Source organism: Mucilaginibacter sp. BGA-UO-ETr-C110 (genome assembly GCF_059567985.1).
Genome location: NZ_JCAQPB010000002.1, coordinates 6,532,016 through 6,557,525, shown reverse-complemented (window position 1 = coordinate 6,557,525; position 25,510 = coordinate 6,532,016). Strand labels below are relative to the sequence as shown.

General features: G+C 42.5%; 22 protein-coding genes. 13 read left to right on the top strand and 9 right to left on the bottom strand.

Going from position 1 to position 25,510, the window contains the following annotated elements; all coding sequences use genetic code 11:
• The first annotated feature begins 51 nt into the window (after positions 1-51).
• From recN to AC57BQ_RS28200, 4 genes are all read left to right on the top strand, one after another.
• Positions 52-1,773: a DNA repair protein RecN gene (gene recN / locus AC57BQ_RS28215; protein ID WP_496409404.1), complete on the top strand. Its 1,722-nt coding sequence runs from the start codon at positions 52-54 to the stop codon at positions 1,771-1,773.
• A gap of 40 nt (positions 1,774-1,813) precedes the next feature.
• Positions 1,814-2,560, top strand: a complete 747-nt coding sequence (locus AC57BQ_RS28210) for an energy transducer TonB (RefSeq protein WP_496409403.1) — start codon at positions 1,814-1,816, stop codon at positions 2,558-2,560.
• A gap of 36 nt (positions 2,561-2,596) precedes the next feature.
• Complete coding sequence (locus tag AC57BQ_RS28205; RefSeq protein WP_496409402.1) at positions 2,597-3,409, top strand: enoyl-ACP reductase FabI; 813 nt, start codon at positions 2,597-2,599, stop codon at positions 3,407-3,409.
• Between the two features lie 248 nt (positions 3,410-3,657).
• Complete coding sequence (locus tag AC57BQ_RS28200; RefSeq protein WP_496409401.1) at positions 3,658-4,674, top strand: hypothetical protein; 1,017 nt, start codon at positions 3,658-3,660, stop codon at positions 4,672-4,674.
• A gap of 117 nt (positions 4,675-4,791) precedes the next feature.
• On the opposite strand, the gene AC57BQ_RS28195 is transcribed toward AC57BQ_RS28200, so the two are convergent.
• A complete protein-coding gene (locus tag AC57BQ_RS28195; protein WP_496409400.1) occupies positions 4,792-5,184 on the bottom strand; it encodes a hypothetical protein in 393 nt (130 codons plus the stop codon).
• Positions 5,185-5,344: 160 nt separating this feature from the next.
• Here AC57BQ_RS28195 and AC57BQ_RS28190 point away from each other — a divergent pair, with 160 nt between their 5' ends.
• A complete protein-coding gene (locus AC57BQ_RS28190) occupies positions 5,345-6,460 on the top strand; it encodes a carboxypeptidase-like regulatory domain-containing protein (protein WP_496409399.1) in 1,116 nt (371 codons plus the stop codon).
• A 59-nt stretch (positions 6,461-6,519) separates the two neighbouring features.
• On the opposite strand, the gene AC57BQ_RS28185 is transcribed toward AC57BQ_RS28190, so the two are convergent.
• On the bottom strand, positions 6,520-9,054 hold the full coding sequence (locus AC57BQ_RS28185) for an ATP-dependent Clp protease ATP-binding subunit (RefSeq protein ID WP_090471680.1): 2,535 nt from the start codon (positions 9,052-9,054) through the stop codon (positions 6,520-6,522).
• Between the two features lie 535 nt (positions 9,055-9,589).
• Between AC57BQ_RS28185 and ettA the strand changes: the two genes are divergently transcribed.
• Both ettA and AC57BQ_RS28175 read left to right on the top strand, forming a co-directional pair.
• Complete coding sequence (gene ettA / locus AC57BQ_RS28180) at positions 9,590-11,272, top strand: energy-dependent translational throttle protein EttA (protein WP_496409398.1); 1,683 nt, start codon at positions 9,590-9,592, stop codon at positions 11,270-11,272.
• Positions 11,273-11,934: 662 nt separating this feature from the next.
• Positions 11,935-13,002: a branched-chain amino acid aminotransferase gene (locus AC57BQ_RS28175; RefSeq protein WP_496409397.1), complete on the top strand. Its 1,068-nt coding sequence runs from the start codon at positions 11,935-11,937 to the stop codon at positions 13,000-13,002.
• 180 nt (positions 13,003-13,182) lie between these two features.
• Here AC57BQ_RS28175 and AC57BQ_RS28170 read toward each other — a convergent pair whose 3' ends face one another.
• Positions 13,183-13,743, bottom strand: a complete 561-nt coding sequence (locus AC57BQ_RS28170) for a histidine phosphatase family protein (RefSeq protein WP_496409396.1) — start codon at positions 13,741-13,743, stop codon at positions 13,183-13,185.
• Between the two features lie 152 nt (positions 13,744-13,895).
• Positions 13,896-14,177, bottom strand: coding sequence for an ATP-dependent Clp protease adaptor ClpS (locus AC57BQ_RS28165; RefSeq protein ID WP_076379060.1), 282 nt, complete (start codon positions 14,175-14,177; stop codon positions 13,896-13,898).
• 115 nt (positions 14,178-14,292) lie between these two features.
• Between AC57BQ_RS28165 and AC57BQ_RS28160 the strand changes: the two genes are divergently transcribed.
• A complete protein-coding gene (locus tag AC57BQ_RS28160) occupies positions 14,293-15,162 on the top strand; it encodes a hypothetical protein (RefSeq protein WP_496409395.1) in 870 nt (289 codons plus the stop codon).
• A 120-nt stretch (positions 15,163-15,282) separates the two neighbouring features.
• Here AC57BQ_RS28160 and AC57BQ_RS28155 read toward each other — a convergent pair whose 3' ends face one another.
• Complete coding sequence (locus tag AC57BQ_RS28155) at positions 15,283-18,003, bottom strand: TonB-dependent receptor (protein WP_496409394.1); 2,721 nt, start codon at positions 18,001-18,003, stop codon at positions 15,283-15,285.
• A gap of 166 nt (positions 18,004-18,169) precedes the next feature.
• Positions 18,170-18,706 carry a dCTP deaminase gene (gene dcd, locus AC57BQ_RS28150; protein WP_090471751.1) on the bottom strand — a complete coding sequence of 179 codons (537 nt, stop codon included), beginning with the start codon at positions 18,704-18,706 and terminating at the stop codon, positions 18,170-18,172.
• 189 nt (positions 18,707-18,895) lie between these two features.
• Between dcd and AC57BQ_RS28145 the strand changes: the two genes are divergently transcribed.
• The 3 genes from AC57BQ_RS28145 (at position 18,896) to AC57BQ_RS28135 (ending at position 21,008) form a co-directional block, all read left to right on the top strand.
• Entirely contained in the window at positions 18,896-19,540 is a 645-nt protein-coding gene (locus tag AC57BQ_RS28145) for a 4'-phosphopantetheinyl transferase family protein (RefSeq protein ID WP_496409393.1), read from the top strand.
• Positions 19,540-20,298, top strand: coding sequence for a lipoyl(octanoyl) transferase LipB (gene lipB / locus AC57BQ_RS28140; RefSeq protein WP_496409392.1), 759 nt, complete (start codon positions 19,540-19,542; stop codon positions 20,296-20,298). Before AC57BQ_RS28145 ends, lipB begins: the two co-directional genes overlap by 1 nt.
• Positions 20,299-20,360: 62 nt before the next feature.
• Positions 20,361-21,008, top strand: coding sequence for an SGNH/GDSL hydrolase family protein (locus tag AC57BQ_RS28135; RefSeq protein WP_496409391.1), 648 nt, complete (start codon positions 20,361-20,363; stop codon positions 21,006-21,008).
• A 143-nt stretch (positions 21,009-21,151) separates the two neighbouring features.
• Here AC57BQ_RS28135 and AC57BQ_RS28130 read toward each other — a convergent pair whose 3' ends face one another.
• Positions 21,152-22,579, bottom strand: coding sequence for an L-serine ammonia-lyase (locus AC57BQ_RS28130; protein ID WP_496409390.1), 1,428 nt, complete (start codon positions 22,577-22,579; stop codon positions 21,152-21,154).
• 133 nt (positions 22,580-22,712) lie between these two features.
• Here AC57BQ_RS28130 and AC57BQ_RS28125 point away from each other — a divergent pair, with 133 nt between their 5' ends.
• Together AC57BQ_RS28125 and AC57BQ_RS28120 are read left to right on the top strand one after the other, a co-directional pair.
• Positions 22,713-23,189 carry a DUF5684 domain-containing protein gene (locus tag AC57BQ_RS28125; RefSeq protein ID WP_496409389.1) on the top strand — a complete coding sequence of 159 codons (477 nt, stop codon included), beginning with the start codon at positions 22,713-22,715 and terminating at the stop codon, positions 23,187-23,189.
• Positions 23,189-23,572: a DUF2752 domain-containing protein gene (locus AC57BQ_RS28120; RefSeq protein ID WP_496409388.1), complete on the top strand. Its 384-nt coding sequence runs from the start codon at positions 23,189-23,191 to the stop codon at positions 23,570-23,572. Before AC57BQ_RS28125 ends, AC57BQ_RS28120 begins: the two co-directional genes overlap by 1 nt.
• Here the strand turns inward: AC57BQ_RS28120 and AC57BQ_RS28115 are convergent.
• Together AC57BQ_RS28115 and AC57BQ_RS28110 are read right to left on the bottom strand one after the other, a co-directional pair.
• Positions 23,536-24,285 carry an RDD family protein gene (locus AC57BQ_RS28115; protein ID WP_496409387.1) on the bottom strand — a complete coding sequence of 250 codons (750 nt, stop codon included), beginning with the start codon at positions 24,283-24,285 and terminating at the stop codon, positions 23,536-23,538. The genes AC57BQ_RS28120 and AC57BQ_RS28115 overlap by 37 nt on opposite strands.
• A 439-nt stretch (positions 24,286-24,724) precedes the next feature.
• A complete protein-coding gene (locus AC57BQ_RS28110; protein WP_496409386.1) occupies positions 24,725-25,384 on the bottom strand; it encodes a hypothetical protein in 660 nt (219 codons plus the stop codon).
• Positions 25,385-25,510: the final 126 nt, after the last annotated feature.

Here is a 25,510-nt window from a genome sequence, read left to right as displayed (position 1 = left end):
ACATCGAATTTCGTAATTTAGTGTCCTTAATAAAATAAGGACACTTTTTTTATGCTTCAAAAGCTAACCATTAACAACTACGCTTTAATTGATAACCTGGAGATAAGTTTTGGCAAGGGGCTAAACATCCTCACCGGCGAAACCGGAGCGGGTAAATCCATCATTCTGGGTGCCTTGTCGCTCATTTTAGGGCAACGGACCGAGAGTCGTTACTTTTTTAATCAGCAAAAAAAATGCGTTATTGAAGGCCTGTTTAAAATTGACGGCTTTCATCTGAAATCGTTTTTTGAAGATAACGACCTGGATTATGAAGCTGAAACCGTTTTGCGTCGTGAAATATCTGCCGATGGTAAGTCGAGGGCTTTTGTGAATGATACCCCGGTTAATTTGACCGCGTTAAAACAACTGGGCGAAAAACTGATCGATATTCACTCCCAGCACGCCACGCTCGAAATAAATGATCCGGAATTTCAATTACTGGTGGTCGACTCCGTTGCCAAACATGATGACTTGCTGAATGATTATCAAAGCAAATTCAGGGCTTATCGGAAATCGATCTCCCGGCTTAATGAATTGATAGCCGATAGTGAAAAAGCAAAAACCGACCTGGATTATTTCCAGTTTCAGTTTGATGAACTGGAAAAAGCCGCCTTGCATCCGGATGAGCAGGAAAACTTGGAAAAAGAATTGTATGCCTTAAACAATGCCGAAGAAATAAAACGCAACCTGTTTGGCGCTTACTACCTGATGCAGGAAGGCGAAGCATCGGCATTGGTGCAGCTTAAAGAAGCCGGCCAGCAACTGGGCAACCTGGAGAAATTTGATACACAAATAGAAGAGCTCCACCAGAGATTAAGCAGCACCATTATCGAACTCAAAGATATCGCTGCCGAAATTGAGATCATTGAACAACGTACCCAAACCAACGAAGCCCGGGTTGAGGAGATCAATACACGCCTCAGCCTGATCTATAATCTGCAGAAAAAGCACCGGGTAAATACCAATGTCGAATTATTGGCTATTCAGGATGACTTGTCTGACAAGATCCAGAAAGTATTATTTAGCGACGAGGCCGTAGAACAACTGCAAAAACAATTGACTGCCGACAGAACCGAACTGGAAAAACTGGCAGGGCAATTAACCGCCAATCGCCTGAAAGCTATTCCGGCTATTGAAAAACAAGTATTGGCAACATTAGCCGAAATGGGCATGAGCAATTCGGCATTGAAGATTGAACATGAAGTGAGGAAGTCGGAAAGTCCGAAAGTCGGAAAGTCTGACCAAACCCCGGACTTGCGGACTTCCGGACTTGCGGACTCTCTTACAAAGAATGGCGCCGACCATATCAAATTCCTGTTTTCGGCCAACAAAGGCCACGCATTGGCCGAGATGAGCAAAGTGGCCTCGGGTGGTGAGCTTTCCAGGTTGATGCTGAGCATTAAATCGCTTATTGCACAATACACCGCCTTGCCTACCATTATTTTTGACGAGATAGACACAGGCGTATCTGGTGAAGTAGCCAATAAAGTTGGACAAATTATGGAGCACCTGGCCGATAATCTGCAGGTAATCACGATAACCCACCTGCCGCAAATAGCCAGCAAAGGCCAGAATCACTATTTTGTTTATAAGGATGATTCGGCTGCTATTACCTATACGCGCATCAAACAGCTCGATCAGCCAGAGCGCGTACTGGAAATTGCCAAAATGCTCAGCGGCGACAAACCAGGTGAAAGTGCGCTGCAAAATGCAAGGGAATTGCTGAATAATTAGTGATTTATAAATGATCATGCTTTCTTAAACCTATCAACATATGAAAATATCTTTGACGTTGCTTTTCCTACTCCTGTTTTGCCTTTCTTCCTCTGCCCAGAATACAACTATAAGCCTGGACACAGTTAATTTAAGAGGGGTAGTTATAGGCAGTAATGGCACGCCCGTTCCACATCTTGCCGTCCGGTCACAACAAAAACGTCCGAACGGTGAGAAAATCTGGCTGGGTACAATTACTGATGATGATGGCCTGTTTACATTGAACGGGATTATGCTAAATGATACCATAACAGTTGATGGTGTCAATTACGGAAGACAAAAATATTATAATAAAGGGAGTCGGCTTATGATCCTTATTTTGCCATCAGAAAGGGTATTCGATTTAAATTCAGAGAATCCGATTGAAGTTACCGCTAAAAGGATTATGCCCAAAGCAATTCCTTCTATTAACGTATCTACAAATGACCATCCATTTCTTTTTGTTTCGCAAACGCCAGAATTTCCAGGCGGAAATGAACACTTTTTATTGTACGTTAAAAAAAAACTGTCCTATCCGGATAAGGCCGCAAAGAATAATATTGAAGGTACTGTTGAAGTTGCATTCACAGTACAAAGCGATGGCCAGTTAAATAATTTTATGGTACAAAAAGGAATTGGCTACGGGTGTGATGAAGAAGTCCTAAATCTTTTAATAAATAGCCCAAGGTGGAAACCAGGAATTGAAAATGGTCATCCGGTAAGTCTTAAAACCTCTGTTTCCATCAAATTCTCATTAACCGACCAATAATTATAATTTCACACCCAATTATAAAAAACAAAAAATATGGCTTATAATTTATTAAAAGGTAAAAAGGGGATCATTTTTGGTGCCTTGAATGATCAATCCATTGCCTGGAAGGTAGCGCAGCGCGCTGTAGAGGAAGGTGCCGAAATTGTACTCTCTAACGCACCTATTGCCCTGCGTATGGGGGAACTCAATAAACTGGCCGAAGAATGCAATGCACCGGTTATTGCCGCTGATGTTACCAGCAATGATGATATTACCAACCTGCTCACCAAAACGCAGGAACACTTTAACGGTGGTGTCGATTTTATTTTGCATTCCATTGGCATGAGCGTTAACGTGCGCAAAAGTATTCATTACACCGAAAACAATTACGATTTTACCCATAAGGGTCTGGATATATCGGCCCTGAGCTTGCACCGTATATTACAGGCAGCCATGAAAATGGATGTTATTAACGAATGGGGATCTGTGGTCGCCTTAACCTATATTGCGGCCCAGCGCGTATTTCCTGATTATAATGATATGGCCGATAATAAGGCTTACCTGGAAAGTATCGCGCGCAATTTCGGTTATCAGTATGGCGTGAAAAAACAGGTACGTATCAATACGGTATCTCAATCCCCTACCCGCACTACGGCAGGATCGGGCATTAAAGGTTTTGATGGCTTTGTTAACTATGCCGAAAAGATGAGTCCGCTGGGTAATGCCAGCGCAGACCAATGCGCCGATTATTGCGTAACCCTGTTCAGCGATCTTACCCGTATGGTTACTATGCAAAACCTTTTCCATGATGGGGGTTTCTCTTTCACCGGCGTAACCCAGGCGGTTATTGAACAGATGGAGAAATAAGAAAAGAAAAAATAAAGTATAAAAAAGCTCCCGATAATACCGGGAGCTTTTTTTGTGCCGTAATAACTTTATAAATAAGCATTCCTCACTGGAATAACGCCCTCTTATTAATAATAAGATATCTTTATCTTAATATAAAATATAATTATTATTTTTATATTAGATATTAAATACTTCGCCTAAGCCCACCAATACTATACTAACAACCTGGTTGGTAAAGGTTATTCTTCAACTCTAAAAACCTATTTATGAAAAACACTTCTGCAACCCTTACCGGCATTATTGCATTTGCCGTATTTTTTTCTTTTAGTTGTAAAAAGACAGCTGTTACCCCAATTAATCAATCGCCTGATGTCGCAAAAGAAAGCAACGTGCAGGAAGATATGGTTATTACCCCTTTCGGAGCGCGACCTAAATCGCAGGTGCATCAAATAGAAAGCGGATACGCCCTGGCCTATCAGGGAAATCATTTGGTAAAAGTTCAAAGCCAAACGGGGAAAGTTGCCGAAGACTTTGGCGATCAGCTGCAAATACAGAAAAATGCAGAGCAATCAAAGAAAACAACAAGCCTAAGCACTTCAGCATTCCCGGGTTTAGGCTCAGGCTGGATCACGTACGCGCAAAACGATGTAGCAGTTTCAGGTTTAACCTCATTCTCAACCGACTGGATAGTGCCCTCCAATCCTCCTGCATACAACAATCAATTATTATATATTTTCAACGGGTTACAGGATGGGTTTACAGCTACCTCACATATTTTACAACCTGTTTTGCAATATGGCTCAAATGGCAGATTTGGCGGCAATTACTGGTCAATTGATAACTGGTATGTATCCTGTCAAACCTGTCCTGTATTTTATGGTACCCCTGTAACTGTAACAGCTGGCACCGGTTTGACAGGCGTTATGGGCGGGACCGCCAATACTGACGGCACCTATAATTATACCTCCAAATTTTGGGAGGTTGACAATCCTACTGCTCCCGGCGCACACCGGATCCATGAGTATCCGGCCAATAATAGCATAGCAGTAAACAATGTACCGGAAATGCATTACGTATTTGAAACCATGGAAGCTTACAATATGCAGCAGTCTTCAAACTATCCGAATGGCGTATGTGCTATGACGAGTATTAATGCACGAACAGGTAGTGGCAGAGGCGGCGCAGCAATCAACTTAAATTTTATTCCTTATAATGTTGTAACAGATGCCGGCCAGCACACTATCGTAGTAAGTAACCGGGAGGTTGACCTCTATTTCCATTAGGAAACAGGATATAACAGGTTATACAAAATAACGTTAAAAATCCTGTTAAGTAATCTTCAATAAAAAAGCTCCCTGAAATTCAGGGAGCTTTTTTATTGAAATTCTTTCAGTTAATCCTTAAGGAAGCAAAACTATTTTAAGTTTAAGGTTACCTGGACTAGCTGATGGCGCTGAACCATCCGGATTTTGCGAATAAAGGGTTATACGTCCTGATACATCATAAGTATACCATAAACTATTTCCTCCATTTACATTAGATAGTGGTTCGTACTCACCGGTTCCATAATCAACTGCAACGGTTACAGTACCATTATCATCAAAATAGCTATCAATCTCTGGCACAGACACAGTTGCAACATAACCAAAAAAACCTGCGGGACTATTATTCTGAAGCTGCCAATTAGAGGCTGTTTTAAAGATTGTTGTACTCGCCGGTGTAACGTATTTTTTAGTACAAGATGTTGCTGCTAACAGGATAGTACAGCAAACGAGAGTCAAGATTTTTTTCATAAATGAATGTATTGGTTATTAATATTTAATAAGACGCAAATGTCATGAAAAGGTTTAACGTTTTTTATGCTATTTTATTTTTATAATATAATAGATGTATAAATCCACACGTAATATAAATTTTACTTCACTAAACTAATTTTTTAGTTTAATTTTAAATATGCTTAAATCGCTGCTGCTATTATTGCTCCTATGTCCATTGTTTTGTTTTGCCCAGTTAAAAATTACCGGCAAAGTGATCAACCTTAACGACAAAAAGCCGATAGCCGATGCCAGCGTTTTTTTAAATAATGCCAGCGTAGGTAATAAAACTTCAGGAGATGGTTCTTTTACGCTTACCAATGTACGACCGGGTCAGTATGATCTCATTGTATCTGTTGTAGGTTATCAAACCTATAGTCAAACTGTTACGCTCGTCAATAATAACCTGGTGCTGCCCGAAATTGGTTTGCTTCCTAAAACCATTGAGCTTAATGAGGTCAAAGTTAAACCAGACCCAAACTGGGGGAAATACTATGACATGTTTAAGCGCCAGTTCCTGGGTACATCAGCCAACGCGGCCCAATGCAAAATACTCAACCCCGATCTGCTTAACTTCGAATATGATGCTAAAACACATACACTTGAGGCGTCATCCTATGATTTTTTGGAGATTGAGAATAAGGCCCTGGGTTACAAAATAAAGTATAAGCTCAATCAATTCACTTATAATACTTATAAAGAGTTTTTGTACTACGATGGTATATCGGTATTTGAAGACCTTACGGGCAGCAGCTCAAAAATCCGGAAATGGAAAAAGAAAAGGCAGGCCGCCTATCTGGGTTCGCCGATGCATTTTTTACGCAGCATTATTACCAACCAACTGCTGCAGGAAGGTTTTGAGGTTTTAAGACTCATCCGTAAACCTAATCCCGAATATAAGGGCGGCCCATTTGATAACAAGAACAAATACCTGCAAACCCTTATTCGACAACCTCTTGATGTAAACGCATTCGCCAAACGTACCGATCAGTCCGGTTTATTCGCGCTTGGTTTCAATGATTGTTTGTACGTTATGTACAACAAAAAAGCGAATAGCAACCCGAACCGTACGCCCGATGCATCTGATTTTGCCACATCCATAGCCACGCTTGATGAGCACGAGGCTTACGCTTTTTTTGACAACAATGGCATTGTGCACAACCCGCGCAGCATCATATTTGAGGGCGACTGGACATTATACCGTTTTGCAGAAATGTTACCGGTAGATTATGAACCGATAGTGGCCACAAAATAAGTTACAAAACAAAAAACCCGGCTTGCGACCGGGTTTTGATTATCTAAAAGAAGAATCAATTATTTCTGCTCTTCTTGTTCTGGCTTTTTGTTTTCACCTTTTTTATCAGTGATCTTGATCTCGCCGGCTTCTTTGTCATAGTCAACTGCCATGATATCGCCTTCGCTCAATTCACCTTTCAGTATTTCTTCGGCAATTGGATCTTCCAGGTATTTCTGAATAGCACGTTTTAACGGACGTGCACCAAATTGCGAATCATAACCTTTATCGGCAATAAACTCTTTAGCAGCTTCGGTCAGTTCAATTTTGAAACCTAAACCATTAACACGGCTAAACAGGAATCCTAATTCGATATCGATGATCTTGAAGATCTCGTCTTTACCCAATGAGTTAAACACGATCACATCATCAATACGGTTCAGGAACTCTGGTGCAAAAGCACGTTTCAAAGCATTTTCAATCACACCACGTGAGTGCGTATCGGCCTGTAAGTTTTTAGCGTTAGTGCTGAAACCTACACCTTGACCAAAGTCTTTCAACTGACGGGCACCAATATTCGAAGTCATGATGATGATCGTATTCCTGAAGTCGACTTTGCGGCCCAGTGAATCGGTTAGCTGCCCTTCGTCCAATACCTGTAACAGGATGTTGAACACATCAGGGTGAGCTTTTTCGATCTCATCCAGCAACACAACAGCATAAGGTTTACGACGTACTTTTTCAGTCAGCTGTCCGCCTTCTTCATAACCTACGTAGCCCGGAGGCGCTCCTACTAAACGAGATACAGCGAATTTCTCCATGTACTCGCTCATATCAATTTGTATCAGCGCGTCTTCGGTATCAAACATAAAACGGGCAAGCTCTTTAGCTAGCTCCGTTTTACCAACACCTGTTGGGCCTAAGAAAATAAATGAACCAATTGGTTTTTTAGGATCCTTTAAGCCTGCACGTGTACGTTGTATAGCACGGGTTAATTTTTTGATGGCATCTTCCTGACCAATGATCTTGCTGCCAACGGTATCTGCCATGTGCAACAGTTTCTGGCTATCAGCCTGACCTACCCTTTGTACAGGGATACCGGTCATCATGGATACTACTTCGGCAACATTATCTTCGGTTACAGTGTAACGTTTTGATTTTGTTTCGGCTTCCCATAATGCTTTAGCCTGATCCAGTTCAACTAACAAATTCTTTTCAGTATCACGCAGTTGAGCAGCTTCTTCATATTTCTGGCTGCGAACAACCTTGTTTTTCTCGATCTTGATCTGCTCAATCTTTTGCTCAATATCCAGTATGTTTTGAGGCACGTGAATATTGGTTAAGTGAACACGTGAGCCTGATTCGTCCAAAGCATCAATAGCTTTATCTGGTAAAAACCGGTCGGTAATATAACGGGTAGTTAAGTTAACGCAGGCATTGATAGCTTCAGGGGTGTAAGTTACACCATGGTGCTCTTCGTATTTTTCTTTGATACGGTTCAGGATCTCAATAGTTTCAACCGGAGTAGCCGGTTCAACCATTACTTTCTGGAAACGACGATCCAAAGCGCCATCTTTTTCGATGTACTGACGGTACTCATCTAAAGTGGTTGCGCCGATGCATTGAATTTCGCCCCTGGCCAAAGCAGGTTTAAACATGTTAGAGGCATCAAGCGAGCCTGAAGCACCACCCGCACCTACTATAGTATGTATCTCATCAATAAATAAAATAACATCAGGTGATTTTTCCAATTCGTTCATTACCGCTTTCATGCGCTCTTCAAACTGACCGCGGTATTTTGTACCGGCAACCAATGAAGCCAAATCCAGTGTAACCACACGTTTGTTAAACAATACACGTGATACTTTACGCTGAACTATACGTAATGCCAAACCTTCGGCAATGGCCGATTTACCAACACCTGGTTCACCTATTAATATAGGGTTATTCTTTTTACGGCGTGATAAGATCTGTGATACCCTTTCGATCTCTTTTTCGCGACCAACAATAGGGTCAAGCTTTCCATCTTCGGCAGCACGGGTTAAATCGCGGCCAAAGTTGTCCAGCACCGGTGTTTTTGATTTAATGTCCGATACCTTTTTAGGCTGGCTAAAGGCTTCTTCTTCTTTAAAGTCGTCGTCGCCGCCGGTTGGTGATCCGGGCATTTCGTCGGTTACATCGTTTTTGTGTGATTCAACTTCTCCTTTAAATACTTCGTAGTTTACATTAAACTGCATCAGTATCTGTGAAGCAATATTATCTTCATCGCGCAGTATGGACAGCAGCAGGTGCTCGGTTCCGATTACATCGCTTTTAAATATCTTGGCTTCAAGATAAGTTATCTTTAGTACTTTCTCGGCTTGTTTAGTTAATGGGATACTGCCAATATGTACATTTGTTCCAATAGTTCCTTTTACGGCATCTTCAACGGCGCGGCGCAGTTTGGCTGTGTCAACGTTCAAACCTTTCAGCAATTTAATTGCAACACCGTCTCCGTCCCGGATAAGCCCCAGTAAAAGATGTTCAGTCCCGATATAGTCGTGCCCCAGGCGTAATGCCTCTTCCCTGCTATATTGAATAACATCTTTAACCCTCGGCGAAAATTTAGCTTCCATATATACCTTTCTATTTATGAACGTCCTAATCTATTAATTTTGTTTTTACAAACCACGACGCTTGACTTAACATTTATCAACAATATTGCCAACATTTAATGGTTTGCAGAAACAGACATTGATATGATACGCAAGCTATTAAAGTTTAGCTTTATTATGCAACTTTTATCAAAAAATTCAACGAATGGGTGAATTTTTTTACAATATACAAATGAAACACACCTATTTGATACAAAAAATTCAAAATAGTTTAAACATATTAACAATTTTTATCAGTAAACCGGGTATAACTGGTAATTTCGTCATCAAGCATGACATTTAGGCATTAGCAACAATTTCCACACTGCTTATATAATATACGTAAAAACAACCCCAATAGTTGCTATAATGTTTATGTTTAACGCAATTATTAATTAACAAGTATGTGTAAATAGTCTGATGCTGAGTACTTAACTCAAAAATATAATATGGACCGGCTTTTTTCGGGTAATCCGCCAATTTTAACCATATTTGAATTTCTTTTTTAATCAATTATATGGCAGACGAAAAGATCATATTTTCAATGGCTGGGGTTAGCAAGATCTACCCTCCGCAAAAAACAGTTTTAAAAAACATTTACCTCTCGTTTTTCTATGGAGCCAAAATCGGTGTTATCGGTTTAAACGGCTCCGGTAAATCGTCGTTATTAAAAATTATAGCAGGAATTGATAAAACCAATATAGGCGAAGTTGTTTTTTCGCCGGGATATACCGTTGGCTATCTGAGCCAGGAACCTGAACTCGATCCCGAAAAAACCGTGCGTGAAGTAGTAGAAGAAGGCGTTGCCGAAACTACCGCCTTATTAAAGGAGTACGAAGATATCAACGAAAAATTTGGCCTGGAGGAATATTATGGCGATGCCGATAAAATGGATAAGCTGATGGCCCGCCAGGGCGAATTGCAGGATCAGATAGATGCTGTGAACGCCTGGGAACTGGACACCAAGCTGGAACGTGCCATGGATGCCCTGCGCTGTCCCGAGCCTGACACCAAAATTTCGGTACTGTCAGGTGGTGAACGCCGTCGGGTGGCATTGTGTCGTCTTTTGCTGAAAGAACCGGATGTTTTACTACTGGATGAGCCTACCAACCACCTGGATGCCGAGTCGATTGACTGGCTGGAGCAGCATTTACAACAATATAAAGGTACCGTGATTGCCGTAACGCACGACCGTTACTTCCTGGATAATGTAGCGGGATGGATCCTGGAGCTTGACCGTGGCGAGGGTATCCCATGGAAAGGCAACTACTCTTCATGGCTCGACCAAAAAGCCAAACGCCTGGCACAGGAAGATAAAACCGAAAGCAAACGTCAGAAAACCCTGGAGCGCGAGCTGGAGTGGGTACGCATGGGCCCGAAAGGCCGTCATGCCAAATCGAAGGCGCGTTTAGGTAACTACGAAAAGCTGGCATCCGAAGAAACTAAAGAACGCGAAGAAAAGCTGGAGTTGTTTATCCCACCGGGCCCGCGTTTGGGTAATGTGGTGATCGAAGCCAATGGCGTAAGTAAATCTTATGGCGATAAATTATTATTTGATAACCTGAGCTTCTCTTTACCTCCAGCAGGTATCGTGGGTATTATCGGGCCAAACGGCGCGGGTAAAACAACGCTGTTCCGCCTCATTACTGGGCAGGATCAGCCGGATGCGGGCACTTTCCGTGTTGGCGAAACCGTAGCTTTAGGTTATGTTGACCAGTTACATGACGACCTGGATCCTAACAAATCTGTTTGGGAAAATGTAACCGGTGGACTGGAAACCATTATGGTTGGTAACAAGCCCTTGAACTCACGCGCCTATGTATCTAAATTTAACTTTAACGGCGCCGATCAGCAGAAAAAAGTAGGCGTATTATCGGGTGGTGAGCGTAACCGGGTACACCTTTCCATCACCTTGAAAAAAGGATCGAACGTATTGCTGCTGGATGAGCCCACCAATGATATCGACGTAAACACACTGCGCGCACTGGAAGAGGCCCTGGAAAACTTTGGCGGCTGCGCCGTAGTGATCAGTCACGACCGCTGGTTCCTGGATCGCATCTGCACGCACATCCTGGCTTTTGAAGGTAACTCGCAGGTTTACTTCTTTGAGGGAAATTATTCCGATTATGAAGAAAATCGCAAAAAACGCCTGGGTGATATAGCACCGAAGCGGATCAAGTATAAGAAGCTGACGGTGTAAGGTTTAAACACTTCCCATGATATCAACGCGTCATTGCGAGGTACGAAGCAATCCCCGATTTACAGAGTCGCTCTGTATAGCATAGAGATTGCTTCGTACCTCGCAATGACGCTTTTTTGTCTGAACCATGATTTTGGGGATTGAAGGATTACCGAGATCATAAATCCTTAACTATACTATTATTAATCTTTCCTTTTTCCGTCAGCAGACAAGCTTCAGATGAAAACAGGCAGAACAATGGTGGCCAGTGCAGCTGCAGAGGCATTAGCAAACATTGCAGAAGCACAAGCCAAGAGCGAACGAAGTAGGGCAAGGTTTAGCAGCCTGTGGTTCTGTCTGATTTGCAGGGCAAAGGCCTTGTGCGGCAAAGAAGCATTTCTGCTGACTTGATCTTTTGGTTACTTTTGTATCAAGACAAAAGTAACAGCCACAGCGGCAATTGAGCGTTCTACGACATTCATTTCCCCCCTGTATAGCATAAAGATTGCTTCGCACCTCGCAATGACGGGTTCTTTACTACGAGCCCCCACTTAACCCCTCCGTTAATTTCCTGTCATAATATGCAACAATCCCCGAAAATTGGCCTAACTATCAATTCCTTATATCAACACAACAAAAAAATTCCTAACTTGCCATTTTCTAAATTATAAACACATAAGGCCATGACTGAGACGCTGGACATCAAGATCACCAAAACCGCACATTCCCGTTTAGCTGAAACGGATTTTGACAACTTACCATTCGGAAAAACATTTTCTGACCACATGTTTGTGGCCGATTATGCTGATGGTGAATGGAAGAACCTGCAGGTCATTCCCTACGGCGAAATTGGGCTTAGTCCGGCTATTTCTGCACTGCATTACGGACAAGCATTTTTTGAAGGGTTAAAAGCTTACAAGCATGCTGATGGAAAAGTAACCATTTTCCGTCCCGACAAAAACGCTATCCGCTTAAATAAATCGGCCGAGCGTTTGTGCATGCCGACACTACCCGAAGAAATATTTTTACAAAGTATGGCCGCTGTGGTTGATATCGACCGCGAATGGGTGCCTGCCAAAGCTAACCACGCTTTATACATCCGCCCCTTCATGTTTGCTACCGACCCATACCTGGGCGTAACACCATCTGCTACCTATAAATATATGGTAATTGCAGGCCCTGTTGGACCATATTTTTCAAAAACGCTACGCGTTAAGATCGAAACACATTACACCCGCGCCGCCGAAGGCGGTATGGGCTTTGCCAAAGCTGCAGGTAACTATGGATCATCTATGCTACCGGCACGTAAAGCAACCGAAGAAGGTTTTGATCAATTGATCTGGACCGATGCTAAAGAGCATAAATACATTGAAGAAATGGGCGCGGCAAACGCCATGTTCCTACTGGATGGTGTATTGATCACTGCCGAAGCAAAAGACACTATATTGGATGGTGTAACCCGTGATACGGTTATCGCCTTAGCTAAAGAATGGGGCATCCCGGTTGAAACCCGCAAAGTTTCTGTAGCCGAAATTATTGAAGGCGCCAAAAACGGCAAATTGACCGATGCCTTTGGTGCAGGTACCGCTGCTACTATAGCTTCTGTAGGTTCGATAAGTGTTGACGGAGAAGAATATTTCCTGAGCGATCCCAAAACACGCGAATTCTCTCAAAAAGTTTTGAAAACGCTCGACGCCATTAAATATGGTAATGCGCCTGATACTTACGGCTGGAATTACCTGGTAGGTTAACAATTATTATCTATTAATAAAAAAGGTGCACCAAATGGTGCATCTTTTTTATTTTATCTAATACACGCGTCATTGCGAGGTACGAAGCAATCTCTACGTAGGCAGGTCGACTGTGTATGTTTTCTCTGTACAGCATAGAGATTGCTTCGTACCTCGCAACGACGTGATGATTACGGGTAGTTAAAAACTACAAGTCGCCGCCGGTTTTATTCCTTCTTTATCAACCTTTAAAACAGGTTTATCATTTTTAAAAGTTACCACCCAAATGGTATCGTAATCATTGTCGGACCATTCCAGATCTTTAACTTTGAGGCCGAGGGCTTTTAGTATACCTTTGATCTCGTTATGCTCCCATACTACCAATATGGTACCCTTTCTGCCGGCCAAGTCTTCAGCGATATCTTTAGTGTCCTCTTCTTCAAAAGTGCTGTTGATGGTTAAGTTATACTTAATGGCAAAAGGCGAAATAGTTTGAAACATGCGCGCCCTTGGGGTTGATTTACCCAGGTGCAGGGCGGGTACATACACACGGTCGGGCAAACCAAATTTGGCTTTTAAAACTCCCGGCAATTTTAGCGCCCGGTTAAGACCTGTACATGACAGGTTATCCCCATCAACGGGTTTCTCGGCATGACGGATAAAAACCAGCTTCAAATTTTTGCTTTGCGCGTTGGATCTGCAATTTGCAAAACAGACCAGTAGCAGAATTAAGGCAGGTAAAATGGCTATTCTCTTTATCATAAGTATAAATACCAAAAATCTAAATCCTAAGCTCCAAAATCTAAATCCTAAACGACGAAGCTCTCTTTAACAAGATTAAAACTAACAATAGTTAAAAATCGAACATCCGGATTCCGAAATCAAAAAGTTCCCCCTTCAGGGGGTTAGGGGGCTTACTCTACACTAACGGTAAGCCCTTCTTGCTGCAATATTTTACGGTAGATCTCCATTTCGGTAAATGAGCCCTCCAATACGGCGCATTTGCCTTCATTATGTACTTTCCAGGCAATTTTTTCGGCTTGTGCTTCGGAGTAATCGAGATATTTCATCATACAATGGATCACGTGATCAAAGGTGTTAAAATCATCGTTCCATAATATCAGGCGGTGAACTTCTTTAAGTCCTGCCAGTATCTCTTCGAGTGTAAGTGTTTCTTCCTGTGTTTCGGTTGGCATACGTAACTACAAATTTACTTAAAAACAATAATAAAAGTGTTAAAATTGTGTTTTATGGGCTTAAAAATCATGTTACAATATAGCGCCGATCAAAAACCCTAAACTCCCCAATCTCATGAACAAGACAATACCCCATTTCATTTTAGCATGTACCCTTCAACTATTAACCACAGGTATAACACATGCCCAAACCGCAAAAAATACCCAGTCTACATTAAAGGCACCGGCCGGCCCGGTTACTATTGATGGCGACCTCAAGGACTGGGGCGATAGCTTGCGCTATTTCAATGACGAAAAAAAGATCAATTACACGCTGGCCAATGACCAAACGATGCTTTACGCTGCTATAAGGATCAGTGACCGCATGGACCAGATCCGTACGCTAAACGCCGGTATTACCCTGAGCATCGATACCAAAGGCAAAAAGAAGGAAAGTTTCTCGCTTACTTTTCCGCTGGCTGATCCCGGAACACCACCAACGTTTGGTAAACGGGATAACCCAAGCGGTGATATTACCAAAGAAGACCGTGATGAGCTGATGCGTGAACGTGTAACCAAACTGCGCAATATTAAGGTAGTAGGCTTTAAAGATATTGAGGGTGATATGATAACCACCTCAAACACTTATGGTATTAAAGCCGCTATTGATTATGATGCAGAAGGCAACCTGGTTTATGAAATGGCCATACCTCTACAGTTTTTTCATGCAGAAGACATTGCCAAAAGTGAATGGGCGTTTAACTTTAAAATAAACGGGCTGCAAAGAGCCAAAGGAGACGGTGCCGAAAATCCCGATCACCAGAGCGGTGGTTTTAGCGGAGGTGGCGGTGGCAGAGGTGGTCGCGGTGGTGGAATGGGAGGCGGCGGTGGACGTGGTGGCAGAGGCGGTCGTGGTGGCGGCGCAGGCGCGGGTGGTGCTGAAAGCGGCCGCAGCGAATTAGCCAAGTCGATTGATTTCTGGGAGAAATTCTACCTGGCGAAATAAGTCAAAAGTTAAAATTCAAAAGTCAAAAAACTGTTCTTCTGAAGCATCTAAATAAGTAAAAAGTCAAAACCCGGTATGGATTTTGACTTTTTACTTTTGAATTTTGACTTAAATAGAAACCTACTCTACCTTATATTTAAACACCTGCCTGCCCAGGTTTCCTTCGGCATCCATACCTTCAATAATTATGCGGTAAGTACCCTTTGCATCGGCATTAAAGAAGGAGAGCGACGTATTACCATCTTTGTCGGTGATGATCTTAGGGTTCCAGTATATGGTCGACCGTAAGTCCTGCATTTGCGTGTTTGTTTTAGGATCATCATACTGTGGCGAATAAAATTCACGGGCCTTATAATATCCCTTGGGCGAGTATGTAACCACACCCGGTGCATAGCGATTATAAACAGCGCCTTCGTCACCCCGCTTGGTAGTGATCACCAGTAATCCGTTACCTCCTCTGAAACCATATATAGCGGTGTTGCCTATGGAGCGCAAAACTTCAATACTGGCAATATCAGATACTACTATATTATCTAAATAATCTGCTTCCATATAGATCCCATCAACAACTATCTGCATTGGGCCGCCTCCACGGGTTGAATAGGGTTTCCCCCCACGAAACTGCACACCCAAAAGCCGGCCCTGTAATATATTGGAAAGGTTGCCGCCCATATTCTCCAGATCTTTGTAGGTTAAAACCTGGTCGGCATTACCGGCCCCGTTTAAATTCGACGAATGTTTTACCGCGGTGGTACGGGTATCTTTTACTACTACCTCTTTTAGCACGATAGTGTGGTTTCCGATACCATATTTTACCTGCTCATTGAACAATTTTTTACTATTTTGAAGATATACTGAACGTCCATCACTCACATTTACCTGAAGATCGGCAGCATTTTTATTTTTCCCTACCACTTGCGGAGCTATGTTATCCAGCTCTATCTCCAGGTTCTTCCTGTCCTTAGCTGTACGGGCCTGCACCACAAATTTGATACTATCCCTAAACACCAGGTTATTGAAAGTAAACTTTCCCTGGGCATCGGCTACCGTATCTAAAATAAATGTGCCACCGGCAGTAGTAAACAGCGTTACCTTTCCATTAGGTACAGGTTTGCCGCCAAAGGTTTTTAAATGTCCGGTTACCTGCAATGTTTTCTCGGGCTGATAAACTACCGGAGGGAGAGCATCATTGATCACTTGTTTCCACTCAAAACGACGGTAACCCTGGGTAAGCATCAGTACATCAAGATCGGCCTTTGTTTTAGCGCTTTGATCTGTAAAATAATAGCCAGGCCTTTCGATATATCCCTTCAGATCTGAACTCAGTAATATGCTTGAAAAAATACTTTCCTCATTAGTTTCATCAACCGGCACTTTTGACAGATCAATAACCGAAGCCGAAAAGCTACCTATAACGGGTTTATCTTCTTTATTTTTCGCATTCAGGCTAATGGTCACCTTTTCGCGCGGCGCGAATTGCTGCTTAGGTGCCGAAACCGATAATTTAAGCTGGTCTGGGTTCTGAATAAATACGATACGTTCGTTCAGCGGCTCGCCATTGGCCGAAAACAAAGTGAACTGTACAATACCCGATGGAAATTTACTCTTCGGAACAACCGCTCTGAATGTTTTACCATTATCTGAGCTTTTAGCAGCATAATAAATTTCGCCGCTGCTTTGAGCCACCAGCATGAGGTTGCCAGCTGGTGCAGTACTCTGCGCAAGAGCCGACCCTGGTAATATTTTTGCCACCAGGTTATCATCACTAGAATTATCTATGCTTAAAACGTAAGCGTTGTCAACTGCTTTAGGTAAGTTAAAATCGCCTGTAGACCCATCCACAAATATAACGTGGACTTTATAAGTTTTGCCGCTCATAGGGGTTAAATTAAACACGCCCATACCCAGGTGAGTACTGTTAAACGTAGTTACTGTTTGGTTTTGATCGTCAACAACAGTGCCTTTTATATCAACACCCAAACCATCGGCACCAACCGCTTTAAAAGCTATTTTTGAACCGGCATCATTCACCAGGGTACCGCTTTCCGGGAAAAATTGAACATCTACTTTGGCCGATACGGCTTTGATAGGCAGCACCTTGGTGATCACCTTTTTATCGATCAGTTTGATATTGGCAATAATGTTACCTGTGGCTGCCGGATTTGGAGTGGTATTGAGAAATGCGGCAGCCAGGTCGCCTTTATCATTGGTTATCCCCTTGCCCTTGAAAACCGTTTTGCCATTCAATTCAACGCGGTAGCTTACCTCATTGCCAGCATATGGAGCTCCGTTTACATCGGTAAAATTGATCAGCGCGTTCACCTTTTGCTTACCGTTCTGTTCGCCGTAAGTATAATCTGTTTTGGTGAAAACGGTATTGCCGATGCCTTTGGATATGGTGATGGTTTTATCAAAAAAATAGGCGTCGCCCGCGTTACGCATCCAGTTGGTATAGGCTCTGATGCGGTAGTTTCCATCCTGCATGGTATCGGGCAGCGCAAAATCGCCATAGGCCATACCGCTGATGAGCGGGAGCTTGATACTGCGTTTTATCGAATCATCTTCGCCGATTAAGTCGACATTTAAAATTTCGCTATAAGCTGATAGCTGGTGTTTGCTGCCAATGGTAACGTAAGCCTTAAACCAGATGTCGTCGCCAACGGCATAGTAAGGTTTGTCCAGATGCAGGTAAACTTTTTCCTGCGGATGTTCGGCACGCCATTTATAAAGCTGGTCGACCAATTTACTGAGCAGATCATCGCCGGGACCTGTGAAACCGAAAATTACCGTAGCAATCACAGTTATCAATAAGCCGACAGATACTTTTTTGAATGTTATCATGGTAAATAAAGTTTAATCTACACAAAATATCTAATCAGGCGATGAGTTGTGAGGTTTTAGGTTATATGTAAGATTAATGTACGATGCGTTTAAGCCATATCAAAAGCTTAATTTCACTTTGACCCACCCCAACAACAATGGTTTAATCGTTCTGAAAAAAAATCGATTAAAACTTATTCTTCCACATCATGCTTTCAACAGGGCGCGTTGTAGGGTTATTATATTTAGCGTTGCTTTTGGTGTTATATAGTGTTTCAATCTCACCTTCCACCACAAAATAGATCAGTTGACCAATGGGCATACCGGCATAGATGCGTACAGGCTGAGCGCATGAAATTTCAAGCGTCCAGGTGTTGCAAAAACCAACATCACCCTTGCCGGCGGTGGCATGTATATCAATACCTAAACGACCAGTACTTGATTTCCCTTCCAGGAAGGGTACATGGCTGTGGGTTTCGGTATACTCCATGGTAACTCCAAGATAAAGCGTATTGGGTTGCAGGATAAATCCTTCTTTGGGTATCTCAAAACCATCAATCTCGTTATGCAGTTTGGCATCCAGTACCCTGTCGCGATAGGTGGCCAGGTGTTTGCCTAAATGCACATCGTACGAGTTGGTACCCAGGCATTCGCGTTTAAAGGGTTCTATAATAATACTTCCTTTTTCAATTTCTTCGAGAATGCGCTTATCTGATAATATCATGGTAGGGCCTAAATTACTATTTTAGTCTTAAGTAGCTAGTATCAAGTATCAAGATTTTTAATAACAGAATCTGAAACTACTGTGTAAATTGTCGTGATACTTGATACTAAATACTTGATACCAAAACCCAATTATTTAATTAAATTTATTTGACATAAGTTTGCTACCTATTTTGCAATTTTACTTATTATGGCTATAGCATACAGGCAGCGTATCGACGATGATACCGAATTTGCGCTCTGGAGAATTGAAGAAGAGGCTGACGACCTGTACAAACAACTGCAACTTGACGAGGACGAAAAAGCTTATGTTGAGAAGCTAAGTAACGGCAAGCGCCACCTGCATTGGCTGGGTACCCGTGTACTGCTACGCAAAATGCTGCATACCGACGAATACATTGACTGCAAGGTTGATGCTCATGGCAAACCCTACCTCGTAAATCTGCCCTATCATATTTCGCTGAGCCACTCTTTTGATTATGCCGCGGTGATGATCAGCAAAACGCATAAAGTGGGGATAGATATCGAACTGATCAAACAAAAGGTGGAACGCATTGCCGGTAAATTCCTACGGCCCGACGAAAGAGCTTTTATTAACGATGAGCATAAAATTGAGCAGCTATATGTTTGCTGGTGTGCCAAGGAAGCTATTTACAAATGCAATGGTGAAAAAGAGGTGTCATTTGCCGACAATATTTTCCTGGATCCTTTTAGTTTTAGCACACGCGGCGAACTAAGTGCGCGCCTGCATAAAAATAATATCAACCTTGATTATGTGGTAAGCTACATGCAATATGAAGGTTACATGGTAGGCTACGTAAAGGGACAAATGTAATGAAGAACAAAAAAGTATTTTTTCAGGACTGGGGTTTGATCGATTATCAGCAAGCCTGGGATAAGCAGGAAGAGTTGTTTGCTGCTACAGTAAAAACCAAACTGGATAACCGCCACAGCGAACTGGCTTATGAAGCTGCAACACAAACACCTGTAACAGCAGATACCTTGGAGCCTTTTGAACCCGAAGAAACTTTTAACTACCTGGTATTTTGCGAACACCCGCATGTGTACACCCTGGGTAGTAGCGGCAAGTTTGAACATCTCTTGCTCGACGATGCCGGCTTAAAAGAAAAAAACGCTACTTATTATAAAATAAAACGCGGCGGCGATATCACCTATCACGGGCCCGGCCAAATTGTATCATACCCTATATTGGACCTTGAAAATTTCTTTACCGACATACATCTATACCTGCGTACACTGGAAGAGGCCATTATTTTAACTTTGGCCGATTATGGTTTAAAGGCTGGCCGTTACGAGGGCTATACCGGTGTTTGGTTTGATGCCGATAATGAAAAAGCTCGTAAAATATGTGCCATGGGTGTGCGCTGCAGCCGCTGGGTAACCATGCACGGACTGGCTTTTAACGTTAATACCGATCTGGACTATTTTAATAACATTGTGCCCTGCGGCATTGACGATAAAGCTGTAACCTCCATGCAAAAAGAACTGGGCCGCGAGGTTGATATAAATGAAGTAAAAGAAATCCTTAAACATCATATTTCCGTATTGTTTGATATGGAGATATTACGATGAAAGCATTATTTTTAATTTTATTTTCGATAGGCACATTATCGGCCTGTACAAAAACAACATCAATGACATATGTACCACCCACTACAGGATCGCCTGTTCCTGTAATTGATACTTTAAGCTACCTGGCCCTGGGCGATTCATATACCATTGGCCAGTCCGTAGAGGAACACGACGCATTTCCTTACAAACTTGCCGGACAATTACCCGGACATAAAATAACCGGACCAACAATTATAGCCCGAACCGGCTGGACCACCCAGCAATTGATATCGGCTATTGACGGCAGCGATGTAAAAGGCAAAACCTATGACATAGTAACCCTGCTTATCGGCGTGAACGACCAGTATGGCGGCGGCAGTCAGGCCGATTACCGCGTTAAATTTGTACAGGTTTTAAATACGGCTATCAAATTTGCCAAAGGCAATACGAACCATGTTTTTGTACTATCCATACCCGATTATGGAGTAACGCCCTTTGCACATGGCGATGACGCACGTATTGGTAAAGAGATCGACCAGTTCAATGATATTAACCGGCAGGAAAGTGCCAATGCCGGCGTTAGCTATATCGACATCACCCCCATATCCAAACTGGCAGCCAATAACGCATCACTTATCGCTGAAGACGGCTTACACCCATCCGCCAGCATGTACCAGATGTGGGTTGAAAAACTCAAACCAGTTATTTTAAGCGCCCTGGAAAAGAAATAAGATCAAAATCAAACAACTCTGTCATCCTGAATTTATTTCAGGATCCCTCAGGATGGGTCTACTGCCTGACTATACCTTATAATGGGATGCCGAAACAAGTTCGGCATGACCAATATTATTGCTTCGGCTCTCCCCTTTAGGGGCTAACACTCCGGCAAACTCAACGGTATATTAATAGCCAGTCCACCGTCTGATGTTTCTTTGTATTTGGAATTCATGTCCAATGCGGTTTGCCACATGGTTTTTACCACAGCATCCAAACTTACTTTTGCTTTTTCGGGGTTACTTTGTAAGGCTAATTGCGAGGCGGTGATGGCCTTGATAGCTCCCATGGTATTACGCTCTATACAGGGGATCTGCACCAGTCCACCTATCGGGTCACAAGTTAAGCCCAGGTGATGCTCCATAGCTATTTCTGCGGCCATGAGTACTTGTCTTTGTGTACCACCCATGCACTCGGTAAGGGCAGCGGCGGCCATGGCTGATGATACACCAATTTCGGCCTGGCAGCCACCCATAGCTGCCGATATGGTAGCGCCTTTTTTAAATATACTGCCAATTTCTGAAGCAGTGAGTAAAAACTGCATGATACGCTGGTCGGTATTACCTTCGCAAAAAACAATATAATATTGTAATACAGCCGGTATTACACCAGCTGCGCCATTGGTAGGCGCGGTAACTACCCTGCCGAACGAGGCATTCTCCTCATTTACAGCCAGGGCAAAGCAGCTTACCCAATCCAATATATTTTTAAAACTATCACCGGTTTTGCGGATGGCTACAACCCACTCATCGTAATTGGTGTAGGTATTATTGCCTATTAATTTGCTGTTGAGCTTAAAAGCCCGCCGGGCTACATTTAAACCACCCGGTAATTGCCCGGTGGTATGGCAGCCACGGTAAATACATTCTTTTAACGCTTTGAAAATATTGAGTACACCGCTACGCGTTTCCTGTTCGCTGCGCCAAGCCAGTTCATTCTCCATCACCACTTCTGATATTTTCAGCCCGGTTTTGATGCACCAGTGTAACAGATCGGCAGCGGTATCAATAGGGAAAGGCAGATCAACCTCTTGCTTGCCTTGGTTCGAGCCGCCTTCTTTTACCACAAAACCACCACCTATGGAATAATACGTTTCTGAAACAGCCCTGCCATTACTCAAAAATGCCTGAAATGTTACCGCGTTGGGATGAAAAGGCAAACTCTCGTTAAACAGAAAAAGCAAATCGTCAGTTACCGAAAAAGTGATCTCCTGCGTACCGGCCAACGTTAGTTTACGCGTACGGGTGATCGTTGCTATCTTAGGGGTTATCTGGTCAACTTCAAAAGTTACCGGATCATCACCGCTTAAACCAAGCAATATGGCTATATCGGTACCGTGGCCCCGGCCGGTTTTGGCCAGCGAACCGTACAGCAGTATTTTCACTTGTTCAACCAATGGCAAAACACCCTGTTGTTCAAGTCCCTGCGCAAATTGTTGTGCTGCCCGCCAGGGACCCAATGTATGTGAACTGGAAGGCCCTATGCCTATCTTGAACATATCAAAAACCGAAATTTGTTCTCTCTGCATCAGGTCAAAATTATAAATAAAATATCACTCCTGCTTTGTAATAAAAAAGCGATGTGTTTAATTTTTATTTAAATATTTTATACTTTGCGGTAATCAATCAACACTAAAGCATTCACTTAAACCAAAAATCAAAATGCAAGATTATGATCCTTCTTCAGCAGCCTCGTCCGGAATATTCGTAGCAATATTCATGGCTTGTATCATCCCAATTTTAATTATTGCGGTTATCTCCGTCATTGGTCTGTGGAAAGTATTTGAAAAAGCCGGTAAACCTGGCTGGGCATCTATAATTCCTATCTATAGTACCATTGTGCTTTTAGAAATTATTGGCAAACCTATATGGTGGATATTTCTACTGATAATTCCATGTACATCTTTTATTTTTGGAATATGGGCGATTAATCTTTTAAGCAAAAGTTTCGGACAGGGAGTTGGGTTTACGCTTGGGATTATATTTCTATCATTTATCTTTCTTCCACTTTTAGGCTTTGGCAACTTCCAATATTTAGGTCCTGCCGGTGCCGGTTTTGTGGGTGGTGGTAAACCATTTGATCCATCAAACAACTATCAGGATCCATTCAGCAATACTCCGCCCCCGCCGCAGGTGTAATGTTGTTCAATAATATCCAATTACAAATATTTTGCAGCCAGGCGGGTTTTATCCACTGGCTGCAAAATCATTTGCTCCCCTGCCCTTTCAAATACTTAACCGGGATCGACTGCCCTGGCTGCGGTTTTCAACGTGCCGTAGTAGCTCTTCTACAGGGTGATCTTCAAAAAAGTTTTGCGCTGTATCCACCTGCTATTCCACTCCTGCTCTTCTTTACCTATGGCTTTGCCGACAGCTATTTTAAACTGGATACACCCAAATCAACCATCAAGAAAACCTTGTTCATGATAGTGGGTAGTATTGTACTGGTGAGCTACGGTATTAAAATGTGGGGATTATATGACCATTATAAAACGTCGGCCTGGGCTATAATGTGGCTGTAGTCTTTAATAATGGTTTGTAAAAACAACATATTATTCATTTCGGCCGGTGGTGTTACATTCAGCAGATCTTTGATACGCTGGGCCATATTATACACCAGCATGCTGTTACCACTTTTAATGTAATTGTTGATCACTTCGTTTATCAATTCCACATCCTGCTCGCTTAACCGGGCAGCTTCCGGAAATGCAGGCTGATAATTATCCTCTGCCGGTTTAAAGGCGATATTTTGCATTTTGGTACGCGGAACAGTCCTGATCAGCGTGGTACCTGCTACCATGTCGCCAACCCGCTGTGATTTGTCAGACACGGCTACACAGATCAACCCGCATAAATTTAAAGTACCGGGAAAAAAGTCAATGATCCGGAATAACCAGCGCAACAGGTATTGCCCTAAGCGTGGCCTGGCACCATCCAAACTTATTACCTTTATTTTCATGATCTTTTTGCCCACACTTTGCCCGTTCATGGACAATTCACATATCAGATCGTAAAAAACAAATAATACAGCGTAAATAATAAACACTATACCAATCCCAATACCACTGCTTCCTCTTCCCATTCCACCCGCCGAACCAATAGCTATAAGTGTAGCTATAATGATAACCCCAAACATGGCCAAATCAATAATATAGGCTACAATCCGTTCGCCCAAACCGGCTACCTCGTAATCAATATCTATATTTTGTGTGGTGGTTATCCTTATCGTTTGCATATGATTCAAATATAAAATGTAAATCTGTCTTTTTCCTTGTTATATAACTCTTTTATAATTATTCTAACTAACAATTTTTTACACGGCTATTCATACGGGAACCTCATTTTGTAAAGCAAAACTCTCCAAAATGGACAGGCTTTAAGCAGTATCCTCCTCATGATCCCTAAGGAGCTTGCCGATAGGTTCATCAAGATAACCGACGACCTGGCTTATGCCCAAACATTTCATCCCAGATAAAAACCGGTGTTGTGGCTCCGCTTGTAATTATTATAATCGTGGCGGTGCTCGTTGCGATTGGCTATTTTTTTATATGGAGCCCGTTATGCCTTCATCCAGCTATTCAGGTACTTTTATCCTGCTATATATTTTTATCCTTTGGAAAATTATAACCAAAATATAAAGTATACAGCAGGATTAGAAAATATAGGAATTTCTTTTATTGCTCCACATCGGCAAGTAGTTCGGCAATTACTAAGCGCATAATCAGATAGCCACTGGCAAAACCCCAGGTTAGGAAGTAGATAATAATTCCTCCGGAAAGTATGATGGCGGGATCTGCCGACTGCAGTGTTTTTGGGTGAAGGCTAATCCCCTGGCCCATGCGGGTTGCAATTTTCATGATGTAAGGCGGAATTTCTTTCAGTTGAACGAGGCCTGCACCAATGATGACTTTGGTGAGCCAGTCGGATATCTGCGTCAGGTTGGTGTTTTCCTGGATCATTTTTTGTGAAATGTTTTTCATAACAGAAGTTGCGGGAACAACAGGTATCAGCGGAGTAGGCGGGACTTGTACATCAGGTGAATTTCCGGGCTGCACCGGCAGATTTTCCGCGAGAACCGGTGCCGCAGGTACATGGGTTACCATGGACCCGGCAGTTGGGGGCTGTGAAGCGGAAACAATCTTTGGAACACCAAAAATAAATCCCCCTAAGGCTCCCAGCACAAAATAAGCACCTGCCCAAATCAGCGCTGAGCCAATATTGATTTTTTCATCACACCCATTAAAAATGACGATAAAAATGAACCCTAAAACAACCCCTGAGATTACCCAAAAGGTAGTCCAGAAATAGGTCTGGAATTTAAAATTCTTGAACATGTGATTGATGGTTTAAAGGTTTATAATAATAAATGTATAATTATTTTTGCACTTAAGGGTGGATCCAACCAGGATATATTAAAATATAAAATGTAAATCTGTCTTTTTTAGTTGTTATATAGCTCT

Excerpts from the sequence above, each read along its gene's own strand:
- AC57BQ_RS28160 (WP_496409395.1), top strand. The coding sequence starts at position 14,293 with ATGAACAAGACAATACCCCATTTCATTTTAGCATGTACCCTTCAACTA.
- AC57BQ_RS28115 (WP_496409387.1), bottom strand. The coding sequence starts at position 24,285 with ATGCAAACGATAAGGATAACCACCACACAAAATATAGATATTGATTAC.
- AC57BQ_RS28165 (WP_076379060.1), bottom strand. The coding sequence starts at position 14,177 with ATGCCAACCGAAACACAGGAAGAAACACTTACACTCGAAGAGATACTG.
- dcd (WP_090471751.1), bottom strand. The coding sequence starts at position 18,706 with ATGATATTATCAGATAAGCGCATTCTCGAAGAAATTGAAAAAGGAAGT.
- AC57BQ_RS28125 (WP_496409389.1), top strand. The coding sequence starts at position 22,713 with ATGCAAGATTATGATCCTTCTTCAGCAGCCTCGTCCGGAATATTCGTA.
- AC57BQ_RS28135 (WP_496409391.1), top strand. The coding sequence starts at position 20,361 with ATGACATATGTACCACCCACTACAGGATCGCCTGTTCCTGTAATTGAT.
- AC57BQ_RS28190 (WP_496409399.1), top strand. The coding sequence starts at position 5,345 with ATGCTTAAATCGCTGCTGCTATTATTGCTCCTATGTCCATTGTTTTGT.
- AC57BQ_RS28110 (WP_496409386.1), bottom strand. The coding sequence starts at position 25,384 with ATGTTCAAGAATTTTAAATTCCAGACCTATTTCTGGACTACCTTTTGG.
- AC57BQ_RS28185 (WP_090471680.1), bottom strand. The coding sequence starts at position 9,054 with ATGGAAGCTAAATTTTCGCCGAGGGTTAAAGATGTTATTCAATATAGC.
- AC57BQ_RS28130 (WP_496409390.1), bottom strand. The coding sequence starts at position 22,579 with ATGCAGAGAGAACAAATTTCGGTTTTTGATATGTTCAAGATAGGCATA.
- AC57BQ_RS28155 (WP_496409394.1), bottom strand. The coding sequence starts at position 18,003 with ATGATAACATTCAAAAAAGTATCTGTCGGCTTATTGATAACTGTGATT.
- lipB (WP_496409392.1), top strand. The coding sequence starts at position 19,540 with ATGAAGAACAAAAAAGTATTTTTTCAGGACTGGGGTTTGATCGATTAT.
- AC57BQ_RS28205 (WP_496409402.1), top strand. The coding sequence starts at position 2,597 with ATGGCTTATAATTTATTAAAAGGTAAAAAGGGGATCATTTTTGGTGCC.
- recN (WP_496409404.1), top strand. The coding sequence starts at position 52 with ATGCTTCAAAAGCTAACCATTAACAACTACGCTTTAATTGATAACCTG.
- AC57BQ_RS28145 (WP_496409393.1), top strand. The coding sequence starts at position 18,896 with ATGGCTATAGCATACAGGCAGCGTATCGACGATGATACCGAATTTGCG.
- AC57BQ_RS28210 (WP_496409403.1), top strand. The coding sequence starts at position 1,814 with ATGAAAATATCTTTGACGTTGCTTTTCCTACTCCTGTTTTGCCTTTCT.
- AC57BQ_RS28170 (WP_496409396.1), bottom strand. The coding sequence starts at position 13,743 with ATGATAAAGAGAATAGCCATTTTACCTGCCTTAATTCTGCTACTGGTC.
- AC57BQ_RS28200 (WP_496409401.1), top strand. The coding sequence starts at position 3,658 with ATGAAAAACACTTCTGCAACCCTTACCGGCATTATTGCATTTGCCGTA.
- AC57BQ_RS28120 (WP_496409388.1), top strand. The coding sequence starts at position 23,189 with ATGTTGTTCAATAATATCCAATTACAAATATTTTGCAGCCAGGCGGGT.
- AC57BQ_RS28175 (WP_496409397.1), top strand. The coding sequence starts at position 11,935 with ATGACTGAGACGCTGGACATCAAGATCACCAAAACCGCACATTCCCGT.
- ettA (WP_496409398.1), top strand. The coding sequence starts at position 9,590 with ATGGCAGACGAAAAGATCATATTTTCAATGGCTGGGGTTAGCAAGATC.
- AC57BQ_RS28195 (WP_496409400.1), bottom strand. The coding sequence starts at position 5,184 with ATGAAAAAAATCTTGACTCTCGTTTGCTGTACTATCCTGTTAGCAGCA.